General features: G+C 34.7%; 18 protein-coding genes and 1 tRNA gene. 13 read left to right on the top strand and 6 right to left on the bottom strand.

The window, feature by feature from the left end; translation table 11 throughout:
* Window positions 1-3 precede the first annotated feature (3 nt).
* From rplI to ABL518_RS05855, 5 genes are all read left to right on the top strand, one after another.
* Window positions 4-558 carry a 50S ribosomal protein L9 gene (rplI, locus tag ABL518_RS05835; RefSeq protein ID WP_006279792.1) on the top strand — a complete coding sequence of 185 codons (555 nt, stop codon included), beginning with the start codon at window positions 4-6 and terminating at the stop codon, window positions 556-558.
* A 6-nt stretch (window positions 559-564) separates the two neighbouring features.
* Window positions 565-798, top strand: coding sequence for a hypothetical protein (locus ABL518_RS05840; protein WP_182282649.1), 234 nt, complete (start codon window positions 565-567; stop codon window positions 796-798).
* Window positions 795-1,028, top strand: coding sequence for a hypothetical protein (locus ABL518_RS05845; protein ID WP_138344574.1), 234 nt, complete (start codon window positions 795-797; stop codon window positions 1,026-1,028). Before ABL518_RS05840 ends, ABL518_RS05845 begins: the two co-directional genes overlap by 4 nt.
* Window positions 1,025-2,317, top strand: a complete 1,293-nt coding sequence (gene purB, locus ABL518_RS05850) for an adenylosuccinate lyase (protein WP_010962833.1) — start codon at window positions 1,025-1,027, stop codon at window positions 2,315-2,317. The genes ABL518_RS05845 and purB overlap by 4 nt, the downstream gene beginning before the upstream one ends.
* Window positions 2,317-2,389 (top strand) — tRNA-Met (locus tag ABL518_RS05855). Before purB ends, ABL518_RS05855 begins: the two co-directional genes overlap by 1 nt.
* A gap of 170 nt (window positions 2,390-2,559) precedes the next feature.
* Here ABL518_RS05855 and ABL518_RS05860 read toward each other — a convergent pair.
* Window positions 2,560-3,816: an iron-containing alcohol dehydrogenase gene (locus ABL518_RS05860; RefSeq protein WP_010082501.1), complete on the bottom strand. Its 1,257-nt coding sequence runs from the start codon at window positions 3,814-3,816 to the stop codon at window positions 2,560-2,562.
* A 42-nt stretch (window positions 3,817-3,858) separates the two neighbouring features.
* On the opposite strand from ABL518_RS05860, the gene dapE reads away from it, so the two are divergent.
* Window positions 3,859-5,055 carry a succinyl-diaminopimelate desuccinylase gene (dapE, locus tag ABL518_RS05865; protein ID WP_010082500.1) on the top strand — a complete coding sequence of 399 codons (1,197 nt, stop codon included), beginning with the start codon at window positions 3,859-3,861 and terminating at the stop codon, window positions 5,053-5,055.
* A gap of 117 nt (window positions 5,056-5,172) precedes the next feature.
* Here dapE and nth read toward each other — a convergent pair whose 3' ends face one another.
* The 3 genes from nth to icd form a co-directional block, all read right to left on the bottom strand.
* Window positions 5,173-5,811 (bottom strand): endonuclease III, encoded by a 639-nt coding sequence (nth, locus tag ABL518_RS05870; protein WP_010082499.1) that lies wholly within the window; start codon window positions 5,809-5,811, stop codon window positions 5,173-5,175.
* 30 nt (window positions 5,812-5,841) lie between these two features.
* A complete protein-coding gene (locus ABL518_RS05875) occupies window positions 5,842-7,137 on the bottom strand; it encodes a hypothetical protein (RefSeq protein WP_010082498.1) in 1,296 nt (431 codons plus the stop codon).
* A gap of 82 nt (window positions 7,138-7,219) precedes the next feature.
* Entirely contained in the window at window positions 7,220-8,638 is a 1,419-nt protein-coding gene (gene icd / locus ABL518_RS05880) for an isocitrate dehydrogenase (protein WP_010082497.1), read from the bottom strand.
* A gap of 145 nt (window positions 8,639-8,783) precedes the next feature.
* On the opposite strand from icd, the gene ABL518_RS05885 reads away from it, so the two are divergent.
* Together ABL518_RS05885 and ABL518_RS05890 are read left to right on the top strand one after the other, a co-directional pair.
* Window positions 8,784-9,320 carry an RDD family protein gene (locus ABL518_RS05885; RefSeq protein ID WP_006279799.1) on the top strand — a complete coding sequence of 179 codons (537 nt, stop codon included), beginning with the start codon at window positions 8,784-8,786 and terminating at the stop codon, window positions 9,318-9,320.
* Between the two features lie 22 nt (window positions 9,321-9,342).
* Complete coding sequence (locus tag ABL518_RS05890) at window positions 9,343-9,819, top strand: RDD family protein (protein WP_010082496.1); 477 nt, start codon at window positions 9,343-9,345, stop codon at window positions 9,817-9,819.
* Window positions 9,820-9,985: 166 nt separating this feature from the next.
* Here the strand turns inward: ABL518_RS05890 and rho are convergent, their stop codons facing one another.
* Both rho and ABL518_RS05900 read right to left on the bottom strand, forming a co-directional pair.
* Window positions 9,986-11,389, bottom strand: a complete 1,404-nt coding sequence (rho, locus tag ABL518_RS05895) for a transcription termination factor Rho (RefSeq protein ID WP_007549497.1) — start codon at window positions 11,387-11,389, stop codon at window positions 9,986-9,988.
* Window positions 11,390-11,586: 197 nt separating this feature from the next.
* Complete coding sequence (locus ABL518_RS05900; protein ID WP_010082495.1) at window positions 11,587-12,189, bottom strand: cell cycle transcriptional regulator TrcR; 603 nt, start codon at window positions 12,187-12,189, stop codon at window positions 11,587-11,589.
* A gap of 331 nt (window positions 12,190-12,520) precedes the next feature.
* On the opposite strand from ABL518_RS05900, the gene ABL518_RS05905 reads away from it, so the two are divergent.
* The 5 genes from ABL518_RS05905 (at window position 12,521) to trpS (ending at window position 17,695) form a co-directional block, all read left to right on the top strand.
* Window positions 12,521-14,329, top strand: a complete 1,809-nt coding sequence (locus tag ABL518_RS05905; RefSeq protein WP_095742751.1) for a peptidylprolyl isomerase — start codon at window positions 12,521-12,523, stop codon at window positions 14,327-14,329.
* A 401-nt stretch (window positions 14,330-14,730) separates the two neighbouring features.
* The gene (rpsP, locus tag ABL518_RS05910) at window positions 14,731-15,051 is read left to right on the top strand and encodes a 30S ribosomal protein S16 (RefSeq protein ID WP_006279266.1); all 321 of its coding nucleotides are present in this window, start codon (window positions 14,731-14,733) and stop codon (window positions 15,049-15,051) included.
* A 10-nt stretch (window positions 15,052-15,061) separates the two neighbouring features.
* On the top strand, window positions 15,062-16,048 hold the full coding sequence (locus ABL518_RS05915; RefSeq protein WP_095742752.1) for a polyprenyl synthetase family protein: 987 nt from the start codon (window positions 15,062-15,064) through the stop codon (window positions 16,046-16,048).
* A 61-nt stretch (window positions 16,049-16,109) separates the two neighbouring features.
* Window positions 16,110-16,679, top strand: coding sequence for a nucleotide exchange factor GrpE (locus ABL518_RS05920; protein ID WP_095742753.1), 570 nt, complete (start codon window positions 16,110-16,112; stop codon window positions 16,677-16,679).
* Window positions 16,680-16,696: 17 nt separating this feature from the next.
* The gene (gene trpS, locus ABL518_RS05925; protein ID WP_070356910.1) at window positions 16,697-17,695 is read left to right on the top strand and encodes a tryptophan--tRNA ligase; all 999 of its coding nucleotides are present in this window, start codon (window positions 16,697-16,699) and stop codon (window positions 17,693-17,695) included.
* Window positions 17,696-17,728 lie beyond the last annotated feature (33 nt).

A 17,728-nucleotide genomic window follows, 5' to 3' on the forward strand; every position in this document is an offset into this window, starting at 1 on the left:
TTTATGTTGATAATTTTAAAGGAAAATATAAGGACTTTAGGTAAGCTTGGTGAAGTTGTCAAAGTTAAACCAGGTTATGCACGTAATTTTCTTTTTCCACAAAGAAAAGCGGTGAAAGCTACCAAGGAAAATTTAACAAAGCTAGAGGAGCAACGTTTATTACTGGAAGAAGAGAATATAAAAAGATTAAATGTAGCAAAAGAGCTTGCGTTGTCACTACATGATAAGTTTGTGGTATTAATAAAGCAAGCTTCAGAGGATGGTAAAATTTTTGGTTCTGTAACAACACGTGAAATTGCGAAAATTTTACTACAAGAAGGACATGTGATAGATCACCGTAGTTTATCTTTTGGTGGAGTAAGCATCAAAAACTTGGGTGAATACCAAGTAAACGTAGAATTACATAGTGAAGTAGTAGTACCAATTACTATATACGTCGTGAAATCCGAAACAGATGCAAATGAGCTAAGGCAAGTAAAATTGCAAAATCAGAAGTCTGAGCAACAAGAGGCAGAGCAAGATGCGAATAAAGAAGCTACTGATGGTGATGATAGCTGATCAAAGATGATCCCTTGTTATAGTCGTAAAGAAATGTCTGCCATGGCTAAGCTGGTGTCATCCCAGTGCTTCCCTCATGTCATCCCAGTGCGTGACACTGGGATCCAGTTTATTTCATCATGGACATTATTTTATGCTTCTAGAATCCGTTGTCCATTGAATAATTTGCAAATACTTTTATACCTGGATTCCAGTGTCACGCACTGGAATGACACCATTATTGGAGTAAATCAAAAATGATCCCACGCTATAGCCGTAAAGAAATTTCTGCCATGGCTAAGCTGGTGTCATCCCAGTGCTTCCCTCATGTCATCCCAGTGCGTGACACTGGGATCCAGTTTATTTCATCATGGACATTATTTTATGCTTCTAGAATCCGTTGTCCATTGAATAATTTGCAAATACTTTTATATCTGGATTCCAGTGTCACGCACTGGAATGACACCATTATTGGAATAAATCAAAAATGATTCCCCGCTATAGCAGAAAAGAAATGTCTTCCATTTGGGAGGAAAATAATAAATTTAATATATGGCTTAAAATAGAAAAATTAGCGTGTGAAGCTCAAGCAAAGTTAGGAGTGATTCCGAATAATATTGCTGAGAACCTCTCTGGTGCTATTGAATTTGATGTTGAATGTATCAACGAAATTGAATCCATTGTAAAACATGATGTTATAGCTTTTCTGACATATATTGCTAAAAAAGCGGGAGTTGATGTTCGTTATCTTCATTATGGAATGACAAGTTCTGATGTTTTGGATACATGCCTTGCGGTGCAACTGAAAGAGTCCTGTGATATTTTGCTCGAGAATCTAAAAAATTTACTTGCAGCATTGAAAAAAAAAGCTGAGGACTATAAAGATATTGTTTGTGTTGGACGCAGTCACGGAATGCATGCAGAACCAACAACTCTTGGAATAAAATTTGCCAGATTTTATGCTGAATTTAAACGCAATTATCAGAGATTAATTAGCGCGCAAAAAGAGATCTCAATTTGTAAAATATCAGGTGCAGTAGGCAATTTTGCAAATGTTGATCCGTTTGTTGAAGAATATGTAGCGAAAGAAATGGGACTCATACCTGAAACCATATCATCTCAAATCATTCCTCGTGATAGACATGCCATGTTCTTTTCAGTTTTGGGAGTAATTGCAAGTTCAATAGAAAATGTTGCTGTTGAAATTCGTCATTTGCAAAGAACTGAAATCGGCGAAATTTCTGAGCATTTTTCCACTGGGCAGAAGGGAAGCTCTGCTATGCCACACAAATGTAATCCTATTTTAAGTGAAAATCTGACTGGACTCTCACGTTTAATACGCAGTTATGTTTTTCCTGCGTTAGAAAATGTTGCATTGTGGCACGAACGTGATATATCACACTCGTCTGTGGAAAGATGCATTGCTCCTGATGCTTGTATAACAATGGATTTTGCTTTAGTGCGATTAACAGATTTGATAGATAAATTGGTGATCAATAAGGAAAACATTGAAAAGAACTTAAATTCTTCAAAAGGTTTAGTTTTCTCACAGCGTGTATTGCTTGAGTTAGTAAATAGTGGTTTGGCGAGGGAAGAGGCGTATAAAATTGTTCAGAGCAATGCAATGAAAGTGAAACAAAACAACAGTGATTTTCTGGCCGAATTGAAACAAGATAAACCCTTACTTAAGGTTATTAACTCGGAAAAACTTGAATCTTTGTTTGATTTGAAGTATTATACGAAACATATAGATCGTGTGTATAATAAGGTTTTTAATTAGGCTGAGTAGCTCAGTTGGTAGAGCAGGAGGATCATAATCTCTTGGTCGGGGGTTCAAGTCCCTCCTCAGCCACTCGAACTAAACTATGTTTAGCAAAGCAGTGCTATTGGTGAAACCCAGTGTCAGTTACTTGGAATGAGTTGTATATCCACTCAGGTGAGGAGACAATGGATAAGAGATTGTGAAAAGGGTTTAGCTTTTGGCCTATGATCTCTTTAAATGACAGAATTTCACTACAAAACTTAACTTTCTTCTATGCAGTTAGCTAAGTCAAGAAAGGTGAATCTATCTCTTGTTGTAAACGCAAGATCGACCACTTTACAATATTGTTCTTTATTCCAACTGAGGTGCTCTGGTAAGTGTGGAATTGATAGATCTTCAAATATTTTTTGCAGGTGTTTTGCAGGTAGTAAATTTTGCTTAATTAAACTGGAAATATTATGCCATTCTTTACAAATAATCTCTTGGATTTTTTGCTGCATAATTTGCTTCTGTTCAAAAGTTCTTACAAATTCGATATTATCAAAGTACTGAGTTATATGTTTTACATCTAAAGTGGTCGGTTTGATAATCGGGTTTTGTATTGATAATATCTTTTCCTGTAAATTAGCCATAGTAATCGTTGTGACAGCAATTTTTTCACCATGTAGTGAGGAATAATCTTTTGTTACCATTTCCATTGCGTGAGCTATCATATGCTCTCCTTGGCTTGCAGAATAGCTGCCTTTTGACATCACCATTCCAAGTCCTGAAATTAGTAGAACTTCCATAAGTAATAGGACCTCTTTTCCACTTCTTTTAGTAAGCGCCGTATATTCTCTTAGCAAAATTTGCTCCAAATCGTGAACAAGTGTAAAAGGTAATTCATTGTATTCTGTGCTAAGCAACAAATGAGATAGTAGCCAGTCAGCCTGAACTGTTGAACGACAAATGAAATCTGCAAATCCGCTTAATGTGAGGCGCAGTGGCGCATTGGCAAGTATGTCTATATCTATATATATTGCTCTTGGAAGATGTGCTTTGAACGATTTTTTATATCCATTTACTAATATTGAAGCATTTGCGGATGTATATCCATTCATAGAAGCGGCTGTTGGAAAGGATATATAATCTTTTTTCTCGAGGTAGCTTGCATATTTGCAGATATCGTTAACGGTGCCGCTACCAAATGCAACTATTAAGTCACTGTCTTTTACTTTGTTTCTCACTAGATTTACGGTTTCAAGAGAGGCAGCTCTGCTTGGTGTCATTTCTCTACTTGATGTCATCCCAGCGCGTGACACTGGAATGGCAGGTGGGGTTGGAATAATTAAATGAGAAATTTTATTAAATACGTTTTTGTTTAAAAGTTTTGCTGTATTTTCATCTGCAACTAGAAAGATGTCATTTCCGTGTTGTGTGCATATTTCATAGATATCATCAGCAAGGTGGTAATCTGTTATTACTTCCCTTAGAAAAGTTTGTTCGGTTTGATGTAATATTTGTTTTAAATAGTGCATAGAGTGTTTACAGTATAGCAGTATAAGTATTTTAAGATTGACATGAAAATTGACCCTGTAGAGCTAACTAGGAAATTGATCTCTTTTGAGAGTATAACACCAGAAGACAGCGGGGCAATAGAGTATATAGCAACAATCTTCAAGAAGAGCGGCTTTGATTGTGAGATTTTAGAATTTGGTGATAAAGTTAAAAATCTTTATGCGAAATATATAAATGGAGTACCAAATTTGTGCTTTGCTGGGCACGTTGATGTTGTACCACCGGGTCAGTTAAAAGATTGGGCATTTGGTCCATTTAAACCAGAAGTGAGGGATGGAATGCTATATGGAAGAGGGGCCGCTGATATGAAAAGCGGAGTAGCTGCATTTATTGCTGCTATGGTAAATTTGATTGCAGAGAAGTTTCAATTTAATGGTTCAATAAGTGCATTGATTACCAGTGCTGAAGAAAGCATGGAAGAATATGGAACAAAGGCAGTTTTGGAATGGATGAAAAATAAGCAGAAAAAGATAGATTTTTGTGTGGTTGGCGAACCAACCAGTAGTGAGAAATTAGGTGATACCATAAAAATAGGCAGAAGAGGTTCTGTAACATTTGAATTAATTTGCCATGGAAAACAAGGGCACGTTGCCTACCCAGACCTAGCAGACAATCCAATATATAAGGTAATATCGATATTGAGTAAGGTAAAAAATACTACTTTTGATCATGGTAATAAATATTTTCAGCCTTCACATTGCGAAGTTACTACTATCGATGTTGGAAATAATACTAGCAATCTAATACCTGGCTCAGCAACTACACGTTTTAACATTCGATATAACAATGAACAAACACCGGGTGGCTTATATAAGCTGATTGATGAAATATGCTCCAGTGTAACTAACGATTATAAACTTTCTATGCATAGCAGCAGGGACGTTTTCCTCTCTACTCCCGATAGAAATACTGATATTATGCTTGATGCAATAAGTAAGGTTACCAACATTGATGCTATACTTAGCACAAGTGGTGGCACATCTGACGCTGCGTTTATCAAAGATGTTTGTCCAGTGATTGAATTTGGTATAATCAACAAAACTGCACATCAGATAAACGAATGCGTATCAGTAAACGATATACACAAGTTAACAGCTATATATAAGGAATTTATAGAAAATTATTTCAATCCCACTAATAAAATATTGAATCAGGTCAACGTAGTTAGTAATATATCTAGTGGTCCATTGTTAGCTTAGATGTAATCAGATCTCTTGCATAACTGTTGTCTGAATAACAACTGGTGTCATTCCAGCAAAATGTGTCAAGTAAGTTTTTTCGTTTCTATAGCTACTTGGATGACAAAAGAAGAAATACTAGACTTTATACCTTTTGCACTCAAATTCACATAAATCATGAATTATGCACGTTTCACACGAAGGTTTCTGTGCTTTGCAAACATATCTACCATGCAAAACTAGCCAATGATGAGCATAAAGCAGGTATTTTTTGGGAACCACATTTAAAAGAGATTGCTCTGTTTTAAACACATCTTTTTCTTTCACAAGCCCAATTCTATTGCTCACTCTAAAAACGTGAGTATCAACTGCCAATGTTGGAATGCCAAGCCCCGAATTTAAGAACACATTAGCGCTCTTTCTTCCCACTCCCGGCAAAGACACCAAATCATCGAAATCAGTAGGCACTTTGCTATTGTACCTCTCAATCAATATTTTGCTGAGCCCGATTATATTTTTTGCTTTGGAATTATATAAACCGATACTATTTACACGTTTTTTTAGCTCGTTTTGCCCAAGATTCAGCATTTTTTCTGGCGTATCAGCGATATTAAAAAGTTCTCTTGTAATTTTGTTAACGCTTACATCGGTCGTCCGTGCTGATAAAACTATTGCGACCAGAAGCGTATAATGATTGATATAATTTAGCTCTATTTTTGGTGCAGAATTTGATTCTTGAAACTTTTCAAATATCAATTCTACTTTTTTTGAGTCCATGCATAGAGCTAAAAGCCTATACTACACTGGTTACTGTGCAAATTCAATTCCTTGAGGCTTAGATAGTCCTTCAGTATTAACATCAGACACATTAGTGTTCACTTCATCAAAATTTCTCTCAGCAAATTCGCTTACCACTTCCGCAAAACACTTTTTAATAAGAGGCATAACAATTGGCATTAACAGTTTTCGTGGATCATACCATCCTAACAGGTCAGTTTCCTTTTGTACCCTATCTCTTGGATCCTCTTCTAGTAAATCTTTTGTGTGCTTTTCAGCATATATTTCACAGCCTTTTGAGAAAACAGGAGCTAACATTTCAATTAATACTGCCAATAACAATAGTGAACCAAGTATGGTTCCACCAACAGTTAATCTATTAGCAATGAAATTTGTTGTAAGTAGATAAACAGAAAAAGCAGCTAAAGGATAGTTGATAAGAAGCTTATTGCCTAGCGTGATATAGTTTATTTTACTCATGAATTCATCAGTGGAAATTTCTGAATTTTTATACTTTTTCATATAATAATTTACTAATAAATGAGAGGCATTACCAGCAATGATATTAAATCCTATGATCCACCATGAAAAATAGCAACCTATAGTAACTGTAGTTAATAGAGCGAAAGGCAGAAGACTTATTTTTGGGACAAGCAGTAGAGCATTTTTACGCTCTATAAATTTCAACGCTAATGCTTTCTTATCTTCTTTAACTAGGCTTCTCTTTTCTTCTAGAGGAGTAATATAATTGAATAATTGTATGCTTGGCTTTGTTATATATTGATATAGCTCTTTCATTAATTTTGTACTTTCTACACTCTTCTTAAAATTATCTAAATTTGGATTTTGCAAAATCCTATTTATTTGAGCTTGGAGTTTCATGCATTTTTCTAGATCTTTTTTAAACGAATAGTCATTTCTTTTTAGTATAGAAATCAATCCATCAAAATCTTTACCTACAGCATCTTCCTCTAAACTTATTTTTAGCTTATTAAACAAACTTCTCCTATAGTGAAACTCTCTTGCCGTTAAACGCCCATCACTTTCAGCACCAACACTGACTTTAACACAAGGATTTCCTGACTCTAAAGGTTCAATGTACTTTTTTAGCTCTTGATAAGCTTTATAAATCTGATCAAATCTATTTTTGTCTCCACCTTTGTCAGGATGGTTTACAAGTATCAATTTATTATATTGTTTTTTCAGAAACTTGCTAAGAGCTTGATAATCCTTACCTACAATTTGTTCAGCTTTTATCTCTAGTACGTTAAACAGATCATTATTATCATAAAACTCCTGACCAGTTAACTTAAAATGTTGACTCATTACTACACCTCACATAAATACACGATACTATTAGTATAATATATTTAATGTTTCACACAAGCATAAAAATATCAAGCAACCACTAAGAGAAGAAACCCTCTTTCCCATCATACAAATACAACTTATCCATTCTCACCACATCAAAATTATGTTCCTCAAATTTGATTAGCAAGTTATTCACATCACTATTTGTAATTTCATTATTTGCAATGAACCTGCAGGTTATTTGGTCACTTGAAGACTTTGAACTTCCTGGCCAAATCGCAAGGCCTTTTGAATATATTGCTATAATCTGCGGATTACTTGTTTCAAACAACTTCACTATTTGGTCAAAGTCAGCCGGCTTACTCCAGGCAAGCGTTATATCGCTACCCACTAGTTTTTTAATCTTATAATCCTGTTCATAATTATCCTGTATTTTATCCACTTTACTATTTGGATCACTGCCAATTATAAGCTCAGATAATGTTTTCGGTTTTTTTCCTAGATTGTCTATAACAGCTTCTGCAAATTCTTTTGTACCAACTTTCTGTTTACTTCTTTTCTCCTTATATAAATCGGCAGTGTGTATTCCATCCTCCAAAGTCTTGAGCCATGCATCGTAGATTAGTTTTGCAGTACCCACTTGACCTATGTAAATTAGCATATGCACTGCAGCATTTAAAAGACCAGAAGGATTGGCTATGTTTTTTCCTGCAATATCAGGGGCAGAACCGTGCACTGCTTCAAACATTGCGTATTCATTCCCGATGTTGCTACTTCCGGCAAGCCCCACAGATCCAGAGGTTTGTGCGACTATATCTGATAATATGTCGCCATATAAGTTCTCGGTTACTATAACATCAAAATTCTCCGGTTCTGTTGCAACACGCGCCATTCCAATATCAACTATATAATGTTCTGCCTTTATATCTGGGTATTCCTTTGCAATGCGATCAAACGCGGCATGGAAAGTTCCGTCAGTCATTTTCATGATGTTATCTTTAGTCAGGCAAGTTACTTTTTTTCTGTTGTGTTTTTTTGCATATTCAAAAGCGTACCTGCATATCTTCTCTGAGCCAGATCTAGTAATAATTTTAGTGCATTGGTAAGAGTCACCAGTGAGCCTATGCTCTATTCCGGTGTAAACGTCCTCTTCATTTTCACGTATCACTACGATATCAAACTTATCGAATTTATTTTCTATAACAGGATGATATGAAATGCATGGTCTGATATTTGCATACAACCCTAGATTTTTTCTGAGTGCAACGTTTAAGCTTTTGTGCCCTTTACCTTGAGGAGTTGTTGTCGGAGATTTTAATAATATTTTTGTCCTTTCAATTGATTCCCAACCACTTGGAGAAATTCCGTGAGACCATTCTTTACTGTAAACACGCTCCCCTATTTCAATAATATCTATTGAGATTTCCGCTTCTGCTTCGCGCAATATCGACAGCACCGCTTCCATGATTTCTGGTCCGATACCGTCGCCATATGCAACTGTGATTAGTGTTGACATAACTTCCCTAGTTATAAATGATTTAATATTAATTTAAATAATAGAGTGGCACAAGTAGCTAATATTACCCAAGTTAGTATATTTACGGTTATTTAATAACGTATTTTTATATCATATGATGATATTATGAAATATAGGTGGGGTTATGAATACTGAAATAAATGTTAAAGTAAATTATGTAGGATTTACAAGGCGTATTGTAGCAGAAATACTTGACCTCATCATATTTTCCCCTCATTTTATCTTCGGTTTTATCTATGGTGTATTCATCGTATCATTACAAGATCAAGATAAAGACTCTTTTCAGGAACTTGCACAACTAGCAACAGAAATACCATTTATAGTTTCTACAGTGGTCGCAACATTAGTACTAACAATATCCAAAATATTAATGGTAACAAAACTTGGTGGTACCCCAGGAAAACTATTGTGTGGTATGCATATTAAAGATGCTAATACATTTACAAATGTTACCCTTATGCAAGCAACAATAAGATGTATTTCTAAGGGAAGCATCTGGATTATTTTTCGCTTTTTGCTTCATCTGCATTATCATGGTTATACTTTTCTATATCTTTTAATTGTGCTAATTTTATTTTTGTTTGCAGTATTTGATCAACGCAAACAGACTTTTTACGATAAAATTGCAAAAACAGTAGTGATAGACTATAAATCTAGTTGATATTTTTCTTTATAGGTAGTACATGGATAAAAAAGTAAACTACTCAACGATGACAAGACGTACTCTAGCATTTATAGTTGATTGTATTTTATTTATCGCAATACCATTTGGTTTAATGGCGGTGGATTTCTCACTTACACACGCAATACAAGGGATCATGGGTGCAATAATTGTAATCACCACGATTGTATTTTCTTTATTTTTAATGATACCATGTATATTTCATATATTCATGCTAGTAAAATTTGGCGGCACTCCAGGACACTTGTTATTTAGCATGCGTGTAAAAGACAAAGATACATTTGAGTCAATCACTACAATGCAAGCAATGAAAAGGACTATAGCTCTTTTTATAATTTATTGCATATCACTTTGTAATCCCATTTTATTCTTAGCTATACTAATCTTAGTTTTAGTATGTGCAGTAGGTGATGAACATAAACAAGCTTTTCACGACAAAATTGCAAACACGGTAGTGATAGATTATAAACCTAGTTGATATTTTCCTTTAGCTGTCTGCCACCAAGGGTGTCATTCCAGTGTCACGCGCTAACTTAAGGTAAATTGCCAACTTAACTATAAATATATTTTGGTAAATCCAAATTATTTTAGCTATAAGAGCGTTTTACTTTTTGCTCAGCATATCCATCATAACTGGCTTACTTTTAGTGATTCATGGAGTTAAAAAAGTCAGCATTGCTCTTTGTTAAAAGTAGTTTGTCACGTAAAAATTCCATTGCTTCAACGGGTCCCATAGGATTGAGTATCCTACGCACCACCCATATTTTATTTAGTATAGCCTTATCAACTAATAGCTCTTCCTTCCTTGTTCCGGATTTTGTAATATCAATAGCTGGAAATATACGTTTATCAGAAAGTTTTCTATCAAGTATGATCTCAGCATTTCCTGTACCTTTAAACTCTTCAAAAATAACTTCATCCATTTTTGAACCAGTCTCTATAAGAGCTGTGGCGATTATAGTTAAAGAACCCCCATTCTCAATATTACGAGCTGCTCCAAAAAAGCGTTTTGGTCTCTGCAGTGCGTTTGAATCTACACCACCAGTTAGAACTTTCCCAGACGAAGGAATAACCGCATTATAAGCACGTGCAAGTCTAGTAATATTGTCAAGTAGAATTACCACATCTTTTTTATGCTCAACCATTCTTTTAGCTTTTTCTATTACTATTTCAGCAAGCTGTACGTGACGGTAAGCAGGCTCATCGAATGTAGAACTTACTACCTCACCTTTTACAGAACGTATCATATCTGTTACTTCTTCAGGTCTTTCATCTATAAGTAACACTATTAATTCTACTTCAGGGTGATTTATAGCTATAGAGTTAGCCATTTGCTGAAGCAATACAGTTTTTCCTGTGCGAGGTGGAGCAACTACTAACGCTCTTTGCCCTTTTCCAAGAGGAGCTACTATATCTATAGCACGCATGCTTAAGCCTTTTTTATCATCACCATTATTACACTCAAGTACTATGCTTTCCTCAGGATAAAGAGGAAGCAAATTATCAAAATGGACGTACTTTCTTAATTCACTTACTTCAGTAGAGTTTATACTTTGAACCTTAGTTAAAGTAAAATATCTCTCTTTATCACCAGGTGGCCTTATTTCTCCATATGCCATATCTCCTGTACGTAAATTAAACTTCTTTATTTGCCCGTTAGAAATATAAACATCATCGGTACTTGGGGCATAATTTGCACTTGCTGAACGTAAGAAACCAAAACCATCAGGCAATATTTCCACTATTCCACTCCCTGTGGTTATGCCTCCTTCTTCACTCATTTTTTTCATTAAGCTGAATATTATTTCCTGCTTTAGCATTCTACCATTGCTTTTACCGTTAGTTGAAATTTTTCTTTCTTCAGCTAACTCTAACAATTCTTCTGCTGTTTTCTCTTTTAATTCGCTCAGATCTAATGTTTTTCTGTTTTTCTCAGTACCTTCATTGACCATCTGTTTTACTGTATCGTTATTGTAAATTTGCTCACTTTTTTCAGGTTGAGCTGTAACCTTTCCTTTTGCCAAAACATCTTCATTGATTGTTGTCATAATCCTCCAAAAATTTTAATTGATGCTTACTAACCTAAAATGTGACTATAAGATAATAAATTAGGCTGAGTTAGTTTCAGTGCGTATTAAGCTTAATTATCATTAAACCCCGTACTTTACTTACATTATACTAATAAACACTAGCAAGTCAAGTTAATTTAATGTTAACAAAACACAAAAATGAGGATTTTCAATAGCTATTCTTTATATTTTTTTAACCTTTCTTGCTTCTCCTCTTCTACTTTTGCTTTTTCCACTTCTGCTTCTAAATTTTCTTGACTACATAAGCCGAGTAGTACAGGATCTTGGGGTTTTATATTTTGCATGTTATGATGAGATCCATCTCTTACCTGCTCAACTGTGTAATTTGTTGTACTAATTAATTTAGCTATAACGTTATTGTCCAAGATAGGAAATTTTTTTACTAAATAATAAATCGCATCAGGTTTATCTCTACGTCTTGCCGTAGAGGCAAAGCCAAGAATGCTACCAATCGCTTTACTCCTTTTTTTTATATTTTTTATAATCAAATTTGGTACACGATTTGGATTTTTTTTGCAATCATCGATTTCTTTTTCAGTAATTATTCCAGAAATAATAGGGTTATATTTTTCTACTTCTATTTCCTCATCAGCTATGTCTTGTACTTCTTCAAGGGCCAATCTGCAACATTGTGCTATTTGATTAAAAGTTAAACCAGTGTTGTCTACTAACCAAGCAGCTATTTGCACTAGAAACTGTTTATTTCTATCGTTATTGCCCTTAGAAGATTCCATTGACATCAAAAAAGCATCTCCCATTTAAAGTATCCCTTACTGTTATACAGAGCTAAAATATAAACTATTAAAACTAAAAAAGCATTAATTTTGTCATTCAATAACTTTTTGTTTGTCACTTCCCACCTCTTAAGTTAATTAAATGCGCTTACCTTTAAGCATATTTCAAACAAAATATTTCCCCTTCCTAAGGTATAGTATAACTCAGTTAAACATATGTTCCTATTTAAGATTAGAGAGTTAAATTTTAAGTTAATATATTGTAATATTATATATATTAGCTAATAAAGCAACAGGTTTACAAGCATTAAATTATCACTATTCTATAATTAATCATTAATTAACTGGGTTTAAAATGAATGTTAAAAATTTTTTCACTAAAGTAACCGTTGTCCTTTTAGCTTGCTTGTTAATCTTCATGGGAATTGGCAACCTTTTATCAGGTGATGATGAAAAAGAAGAGGTAGCTAGGGTTGGAAAAGAAGTTATAACGTCAGATGAGTATAAGTCGCTATATCAAAATTATGGAAAACAAATTTCTGGATCTGATGCGAGTAGAGAACAAGTAAAAAAGCTGAAATATGATTTGCTTAACGCACTTATAGAGCAAAAACTATTGTTTAACCTAACTAGTGAGCTGGGGTTGACAGTTGGAGAAGAATCTATAAAAAACCATATTAAAAACACCAAATACTTTCAAAATGATAAAGGTGAATTTGACAAAAATAAATTCTATGAAACGCTAAATGACCTGCATATGACAGAGAAAGAGTATATAGCAAAGCTAGAGAAAGTCCTGCCTGCAATGATGTTCATGACTTCATTATTTAAAGATAATTATCCAGTAACTTTTGGCGAGAAAATTGATGAGCAGATATACAAAAGTCGCTACCAAACTAGAGTAGTTGATATTGTTAAAATAACTGAAGATGCAGTTACAAACATTCCTGAACCAGATGATCAAGCCTTACTTGATTTGTACGAAAGAAATAAATCCCATTTTTATTATCCTGAGTATCGAACTGCGCAATATATTTCCCTAGGCCAAAAGTATTTTGAAGATCAAATCAAGATCTCAGATGAAGAAGTTGATGGTATAATAGAACAACAAGAACTGAAAAATCAAAGAGATATATTCAATGCAATATTTTCTACCAAAGAAGAAGCTGAGACAGCAAGAAGAGCATTTGAGGAGGGTAAAACAAGCTTTGAACAGATAGTAGAAGAGTTTGGCAAAGCAAAACTTGAGGAAACTAGAGTAAATAATATAACTAAGGATTTTTTACCAGAAGACGTGAGAGAGAAGGTATTTGCTCTTAAAGTAGGTGAAGTAAGTGAAGTTTTAGCAAGCAGTTTTGGTTGGCACATAGTAAAAGTGGAAAGTGCGCATCAAATCTCTGATGAAGACTTAGTTGATTTAAAAAAAGACATAAAGTCAGTTCTAACTAACCAAAAGTCTTTTGAAAGAGTCAATGATTTCATAAACCAAGTGAACTATAAGATATACAATGGTTCAGAAATTGAAGAAATATTGAGTGAATATAATTTACCTATACAAACTATTGGTCCAGTAGATGCGAGTGGAAAAGATCAAAGCGGTAATAACGTAGGAGATTCTGGTGATTTGATTTCTTTCATTTTTTCGCGAGAAAAGGATCAGAAAGGTTATTTTAAGGGCGTTGGGGACGCCGTTGTTAGTGTAAAAATCGTCGATATCTTTCCACCCAAATTGCAAAGTTTTGAAGAAGGCAAGGCATTAGCGGTAGAGCTTTGGCGTAGTGAGTTTATAAAAGAAAGAATGTTTAAATTCGGGCAAGAGGTTGCAGTTCAACTAAGAGAAAAAACAGATTTGGAAGAAATTCAAGGTGTGGAATTAGTTAAAGGTCAGCAGATGCACCGCAATAAAGTGGATCAACAAAACTACCCCTTTTCTTTTGTAGAAGAGATTTTCAATATGAAAACAACTGGTTCAGTGACAGATCCTATTCAATACAATAATGAAATTATAATAGGTGTTCTAAAAGAAATGCATTCATCAAATGGCAAATTAAACACGCTTGACACCGGAAAACGTGTGATGATATCGCTAAAAGAGCAATTAATTAGCTATCTGGAATCAAAGTATAAAGTCGAAGTTAATCACGCTATACTTGATGATATATAATCAAAAATCTTATAAGCTGCTTCAAACGCATCCAGTGCCCAGACACACAATTGTACGAACATTGCGATTTGAGAGCAATCTTCACTAGAAAGGATGTCATCCCAGTGCCCAGACACTGGGATCCAGGAATTTTATTAAGTTGGTAAGCATAAAAGTAGCCGTTTTATGTTAAAATACAACGTTTTAATGATTAAAAAAAGGCTGGATTCCAGTGTCAAGCACTGGAATGACACCATTTGCTGTGCAATTTACCTTCAAAAATGAATGTTCGTATAGCTGTGCGCCCGGCACTGCCCTACATTATTGGTAATTATATTATAAGGTGCAAAAGCTGTATAATTCATTTGACTTAAAACGGCTCATTGTATAAAATTGTGGCTAATATATGAATAAAGGTTAACATGGCAGTTAAAATAAGGTTGGCGAGGTTTGGCGCAAAGAAACGCCCTTTTTATAGGATAGTTGTAGCTGATTCACGGGCACCAAGAGATGGGCGTTTTATTGAGAAAATAGGACAATATGATCCAATGTTACCAAAAGACAATAAAAATCGTGTTGTGGTGAAAGCTGATAGATTAAAACATTGGCTAAGTGTAGGCGCGCAGGCAACTGAAAGAGTACTGTGGTTTATCAAAAAAGGCATAGTAACTTTAGAAACAGAACCAAAGAAAACAGAAAAGAAGAAAGTAGAGAACGAGAAAGCACAAGGGCAAGAGGCATAAGTCTCTTAAAATGCTAAATACTGATTTAACAAACAGCGATAAATTAGACGATATTGTATCTTCTGATTTGTCAGCTATGAATGACTTTGTCTTCAAAAATGTCAATGATGAAGATGCTAAGCTTGCTACTGATATTATATCTCATCTTGTTAGGTCAGGTGGAAAAAAAATAAGGCCTAAACTAGTTTTTATTATATGTAAAATGCTAAACTATTCTGGGGAGAATAGGATCAACGTTGCTGCATCGGTAGAGTTTATACACAATGCTACTTTACTTCATGATGATGTGCTCGATGAAAGTGAGGCACGCCATGGAGTTAAAACAGCGAATAAGATTTGGGGAAATAAATCAAGCATTTTAGTTGGTGATCTATTGTTGACTCTAGCATTTAGATGGCTTATAGAGTGTGGAAATTTAAATATTCTCTCTATTTTATCTAAAGCATCGCATTTACTTGTGAAGGGTGAAATAAAGCAGATGACAGCACGCTTTGACCCCCACACAGTCAGGGAAAATTATTTTGATATCATTGGAGAAAAGACAGCATCTTTATTTTCTGCATGCTGTGAAGCTGCATCAACAGTATCTGGTGCAACAAATGACGAAACAGAGAGGCTAAAGAATTTTGGTTTTAATTTTGGTATGGCATTTCAAATAGTTGATGATATGCTCGATTATACTGCTAATCAAGGCACTTCTGGAAAGCAAGTCGGAAAAGACTTTTTCGAAGGTAAAGTCACCTTACCTGCTATTATAGCATACGAAAATGGCAGTCCAGCAGAGCAAAAATTCTGGGAAAAATGCTTTTCTTCAGCTAGACACAATTTTGACCAAGCATTACACTATATTAATCACCATAATGCCATTCAGCTTTCTATGGAAAAAGCTAGACACTACATTAATATGGCACAAAATGATATTAGTACTTTTTCTGATTCTTTTTATAAAACTACTTTAATTAACTTTTTAAATGCGAGCATAGAAAGACGAATGTAGCTGGCGCTTGATATTTTCAGATTAATTGTTATATATTTATTAGATTCTTAAGGGTAATGATATGTCAGATAGCAGTAAGGAGAAAAAGAAGAAGTTTGCTGATATGGTAAGTAGGCAGAAAGGTGACGACCAACAAAGTGATAACCATAAGCAAACTGATGATTTAAATGAAGATCTCAATACATTAAAAGAACGTGCAGTTCAGCTTGAAGATCATTTACGCCGTGCTGTTGCAGATAATGAAAATGTCAAACGTATAATGCAAAAGCAAATTAGCGATGCAAGTGACTACGCAGTCACAAAACTTGCACGTGATATGATCGACTCGTGCGACAATTTAAAAAGAGTAATGGAAATTTTGAAAGACGGTGATCCTGTTCATGAGGGGATTAAAGTAGCTTATCAAAAAATTATAAATGATCTAAAAAAACATGGAATAGAGGAAGTAGACCCACTTGGTGAGCTTTTTGATAGTAATTTACACCAAGCTGTTGTGGAAAGAGAAGACAATGAAAAAGAGCCTGGCACCATTGTAGAGGTACTACAAACTGGTTATACTATCAAAAGTAGGTTGCTCCGCCCTGCAATGGTTATTCTTTCTAAGAAATCTGCTGATTGTGGAAACGATTAGCATGAGGTAAATGTATAATGACAAGTATTGTCTTTTCAGGTATCCAGCCAAGTGGCGTACTACATTTAGGTAATTATCTTGGTGCAATCAAACAGTGGATAGACTTACAGGATAAATACAAATCTCTTTTTTGTATTGTCGACCTACATGCAATCACAGCAAATAAGCTTCCCGCAAGTGAATTAAAAAGTAATATTTTCAAAACAGCAGCAGCTTATATTGCATGTGGAATAGATCCAGAAAAGTCCATTATTTTTAATCAGTCCACAGTTAGTGGTCATGCAGAACTGGGCTGGCTGCTTGGGTGCTATACACCAATTGGTTGGCTTAATCGCATGACTCAATTTAAAGATAAAGCTGGCAGCGATAAACAAAAAGCCTCTCTTGGATTATATAGTTATCCAGTACTTATGGCTGCAGATATATTGTTGTATCAAACTAAATACGTTCCTGTTGGTGATGATCAAAAACAGCATTTGGAGCTTGCACGTGATATTGCATCAGCTTTTAACAATCATTATAAGCTGGATCATTTCATCGTACCTGAAATCTTAACTTTGGATTGCACATCAAGGATAATGAGCTTAAGAGATGGTACAAGCAAGATGAGTAAATCTGATCCTTCAGAACATTCGTGCATTAACCTTGATGATACGGATGACTTAATTGTCAAAAAAATAGAAAAAGCAAAAACAGATTCAATTCTAGGCTTTGCTACTTTAGAGTGCCGACCAGAAATAAGCAATTTGATAAACATTTATTCAGTGCTTAGTAATGTAAATGTGAAAAAAGTATGTGAAGAAGTGAACAAACATGACATGAAGCACTTCAAAAAAGAGTTAGCTGATTTAATTATCAGTGTTATATCACCCATACGTGAGAAAATGAATGATCTTTTAAAAGACCAATTCCATTTACATGAAATATTAAAAAAAGGCACAAAGAAAGCAGCAGAAATTGCAACCCATAATATAAAAGAAATCAAGGATATTATTGGATTTGCTCAATATCTGTAAGGTTCCAAAGTGTGATGGTGCGAACCGTCATAC

It is taken from the genome of Wolbachia endosymbiont of Drosophila willistoni (assembly GCF_040084705.1).
Taxonomy (GTDB): domain Bacteria; phylum Pseudomonadota; class Alphaproteobacteria; order Rickettsiales; family Anaplasmataceae; genus Wolbachia; species Wolbachia pipientis.

Coding starts and splice junctions, on each gene's coding strand:
- ABL518_RS05900 (WP_010082495.1), bottom strand. CDS start 12,189: ATGGGAGATGCTTTTTTGATGTCAATGGAATCTTCTAAGGGCAATAAC.
- ABL518_RS05860 (WP_010082501.1), bottom strand. CDS start 3,816: ATGCACTATTTAAAACAAATATTACATCAAACCGAACAAACTTTTCTA.
- purB (WP_010962833.1), top strand. CDS start 1,025: ATGATTCCCCGCTATAGCAGAAAAGAAATGTCTTCCATTTGGGAGGAA.
- dapE (WP_010082500.1), top strand. CDS start 3,859: ATGAAAATTGACCCTGTAGAGCTAACTAGGAAATTGATCTCTTTTGAG.
- ABL518_RS05840 (WP_182282649.1), top strand. CDS start 565: ATGATCCCTTGTTATAGTCGTAAAGAAATGTCTGCCATGGCTAAGCTG.
- rho (WP_007549497.1), bottom strand. CDS start 11,389: ATGACAACAATCAATGAAGATGTTTTGGCAAAAGGAAAGGTTACAGCT.
- rpsP (WP_006279266.1), top strand. CDS start 14,731: ATGGCAGTTAAAATAAGGTTGGCGAGGTTTGGCGCAAAGAAACGCCCT.
- ABL518_RS05875 (WP_010082498.1), bottom strand. CDS start 7,137: ATGAGTCAACATTTTAAGTTAACTGGTCAGGAGTTTTATGATAATAAT.
- trpS (WP_070356910.1), top strand. CDS start 16,697: ATGACAAGTATTGTCTTTTCAGGTATCCAGCCAAGTGGCGTACTACAT.
- ABL518_RS05920 (WP_095742753.1), top strand. CDS start 16,110: ATGTCAGATAGCAGTAAGGAGAAAAAGAAGAAGTTTGCTGATATGGTA.
- icd (WP_010082497.1), bottom strand. CDS start 8,638: ATGTCAACACTAATCACAGTTGCATATGGCGACGGTATCGGACCAGAA.
- ABL518_RS05915 (WP_095742752.1), top strand. CDS start 15,062: ATGCTAAATACTGATTTAACAAACAGCGATAAATTAGACGATATTGTA.
- nth (WP_010082499.1), bottom strand. CDS start 5,811: ATGGACTCAAAAAAAGTAGAATTGATATTTGAAAAGTTTCAAGAATCA.
- ABL518_RS05845 (WP_138344574.1), top strand. CDS start 795: ATGATCCCACGCTATAGCCGTAAAGAAATTTCTGCCATGGCTAAGCTG.
- ABL518_RS05885 (WP_006279799.1), top strand. CDS start 8,784: ATGAATACTGAAATAAATGTTAAAGTAAATTATGTAGGATTTACAAGG.
- ABL518_RS05905 (WP_095742751.1), top strand. CDS start 12,521: ATGAATGTTAAAAATTTTTTCACTAAAGTAACCGTTGTCCTTTTAGCT.
- ABL518_RS05890 (WP_010082496.1), top strand. CDS start 9,343: ATGGATAAAAAAGTAAACTACTCAACGATGACAAGACGTACTCTAGCA.
- rplI (WP_006279792.1), top strand. CDS start 4: ATGTTGATAATTTTAAAGGAAAATATAAGGACTTTAGGTAAGCTTGGT.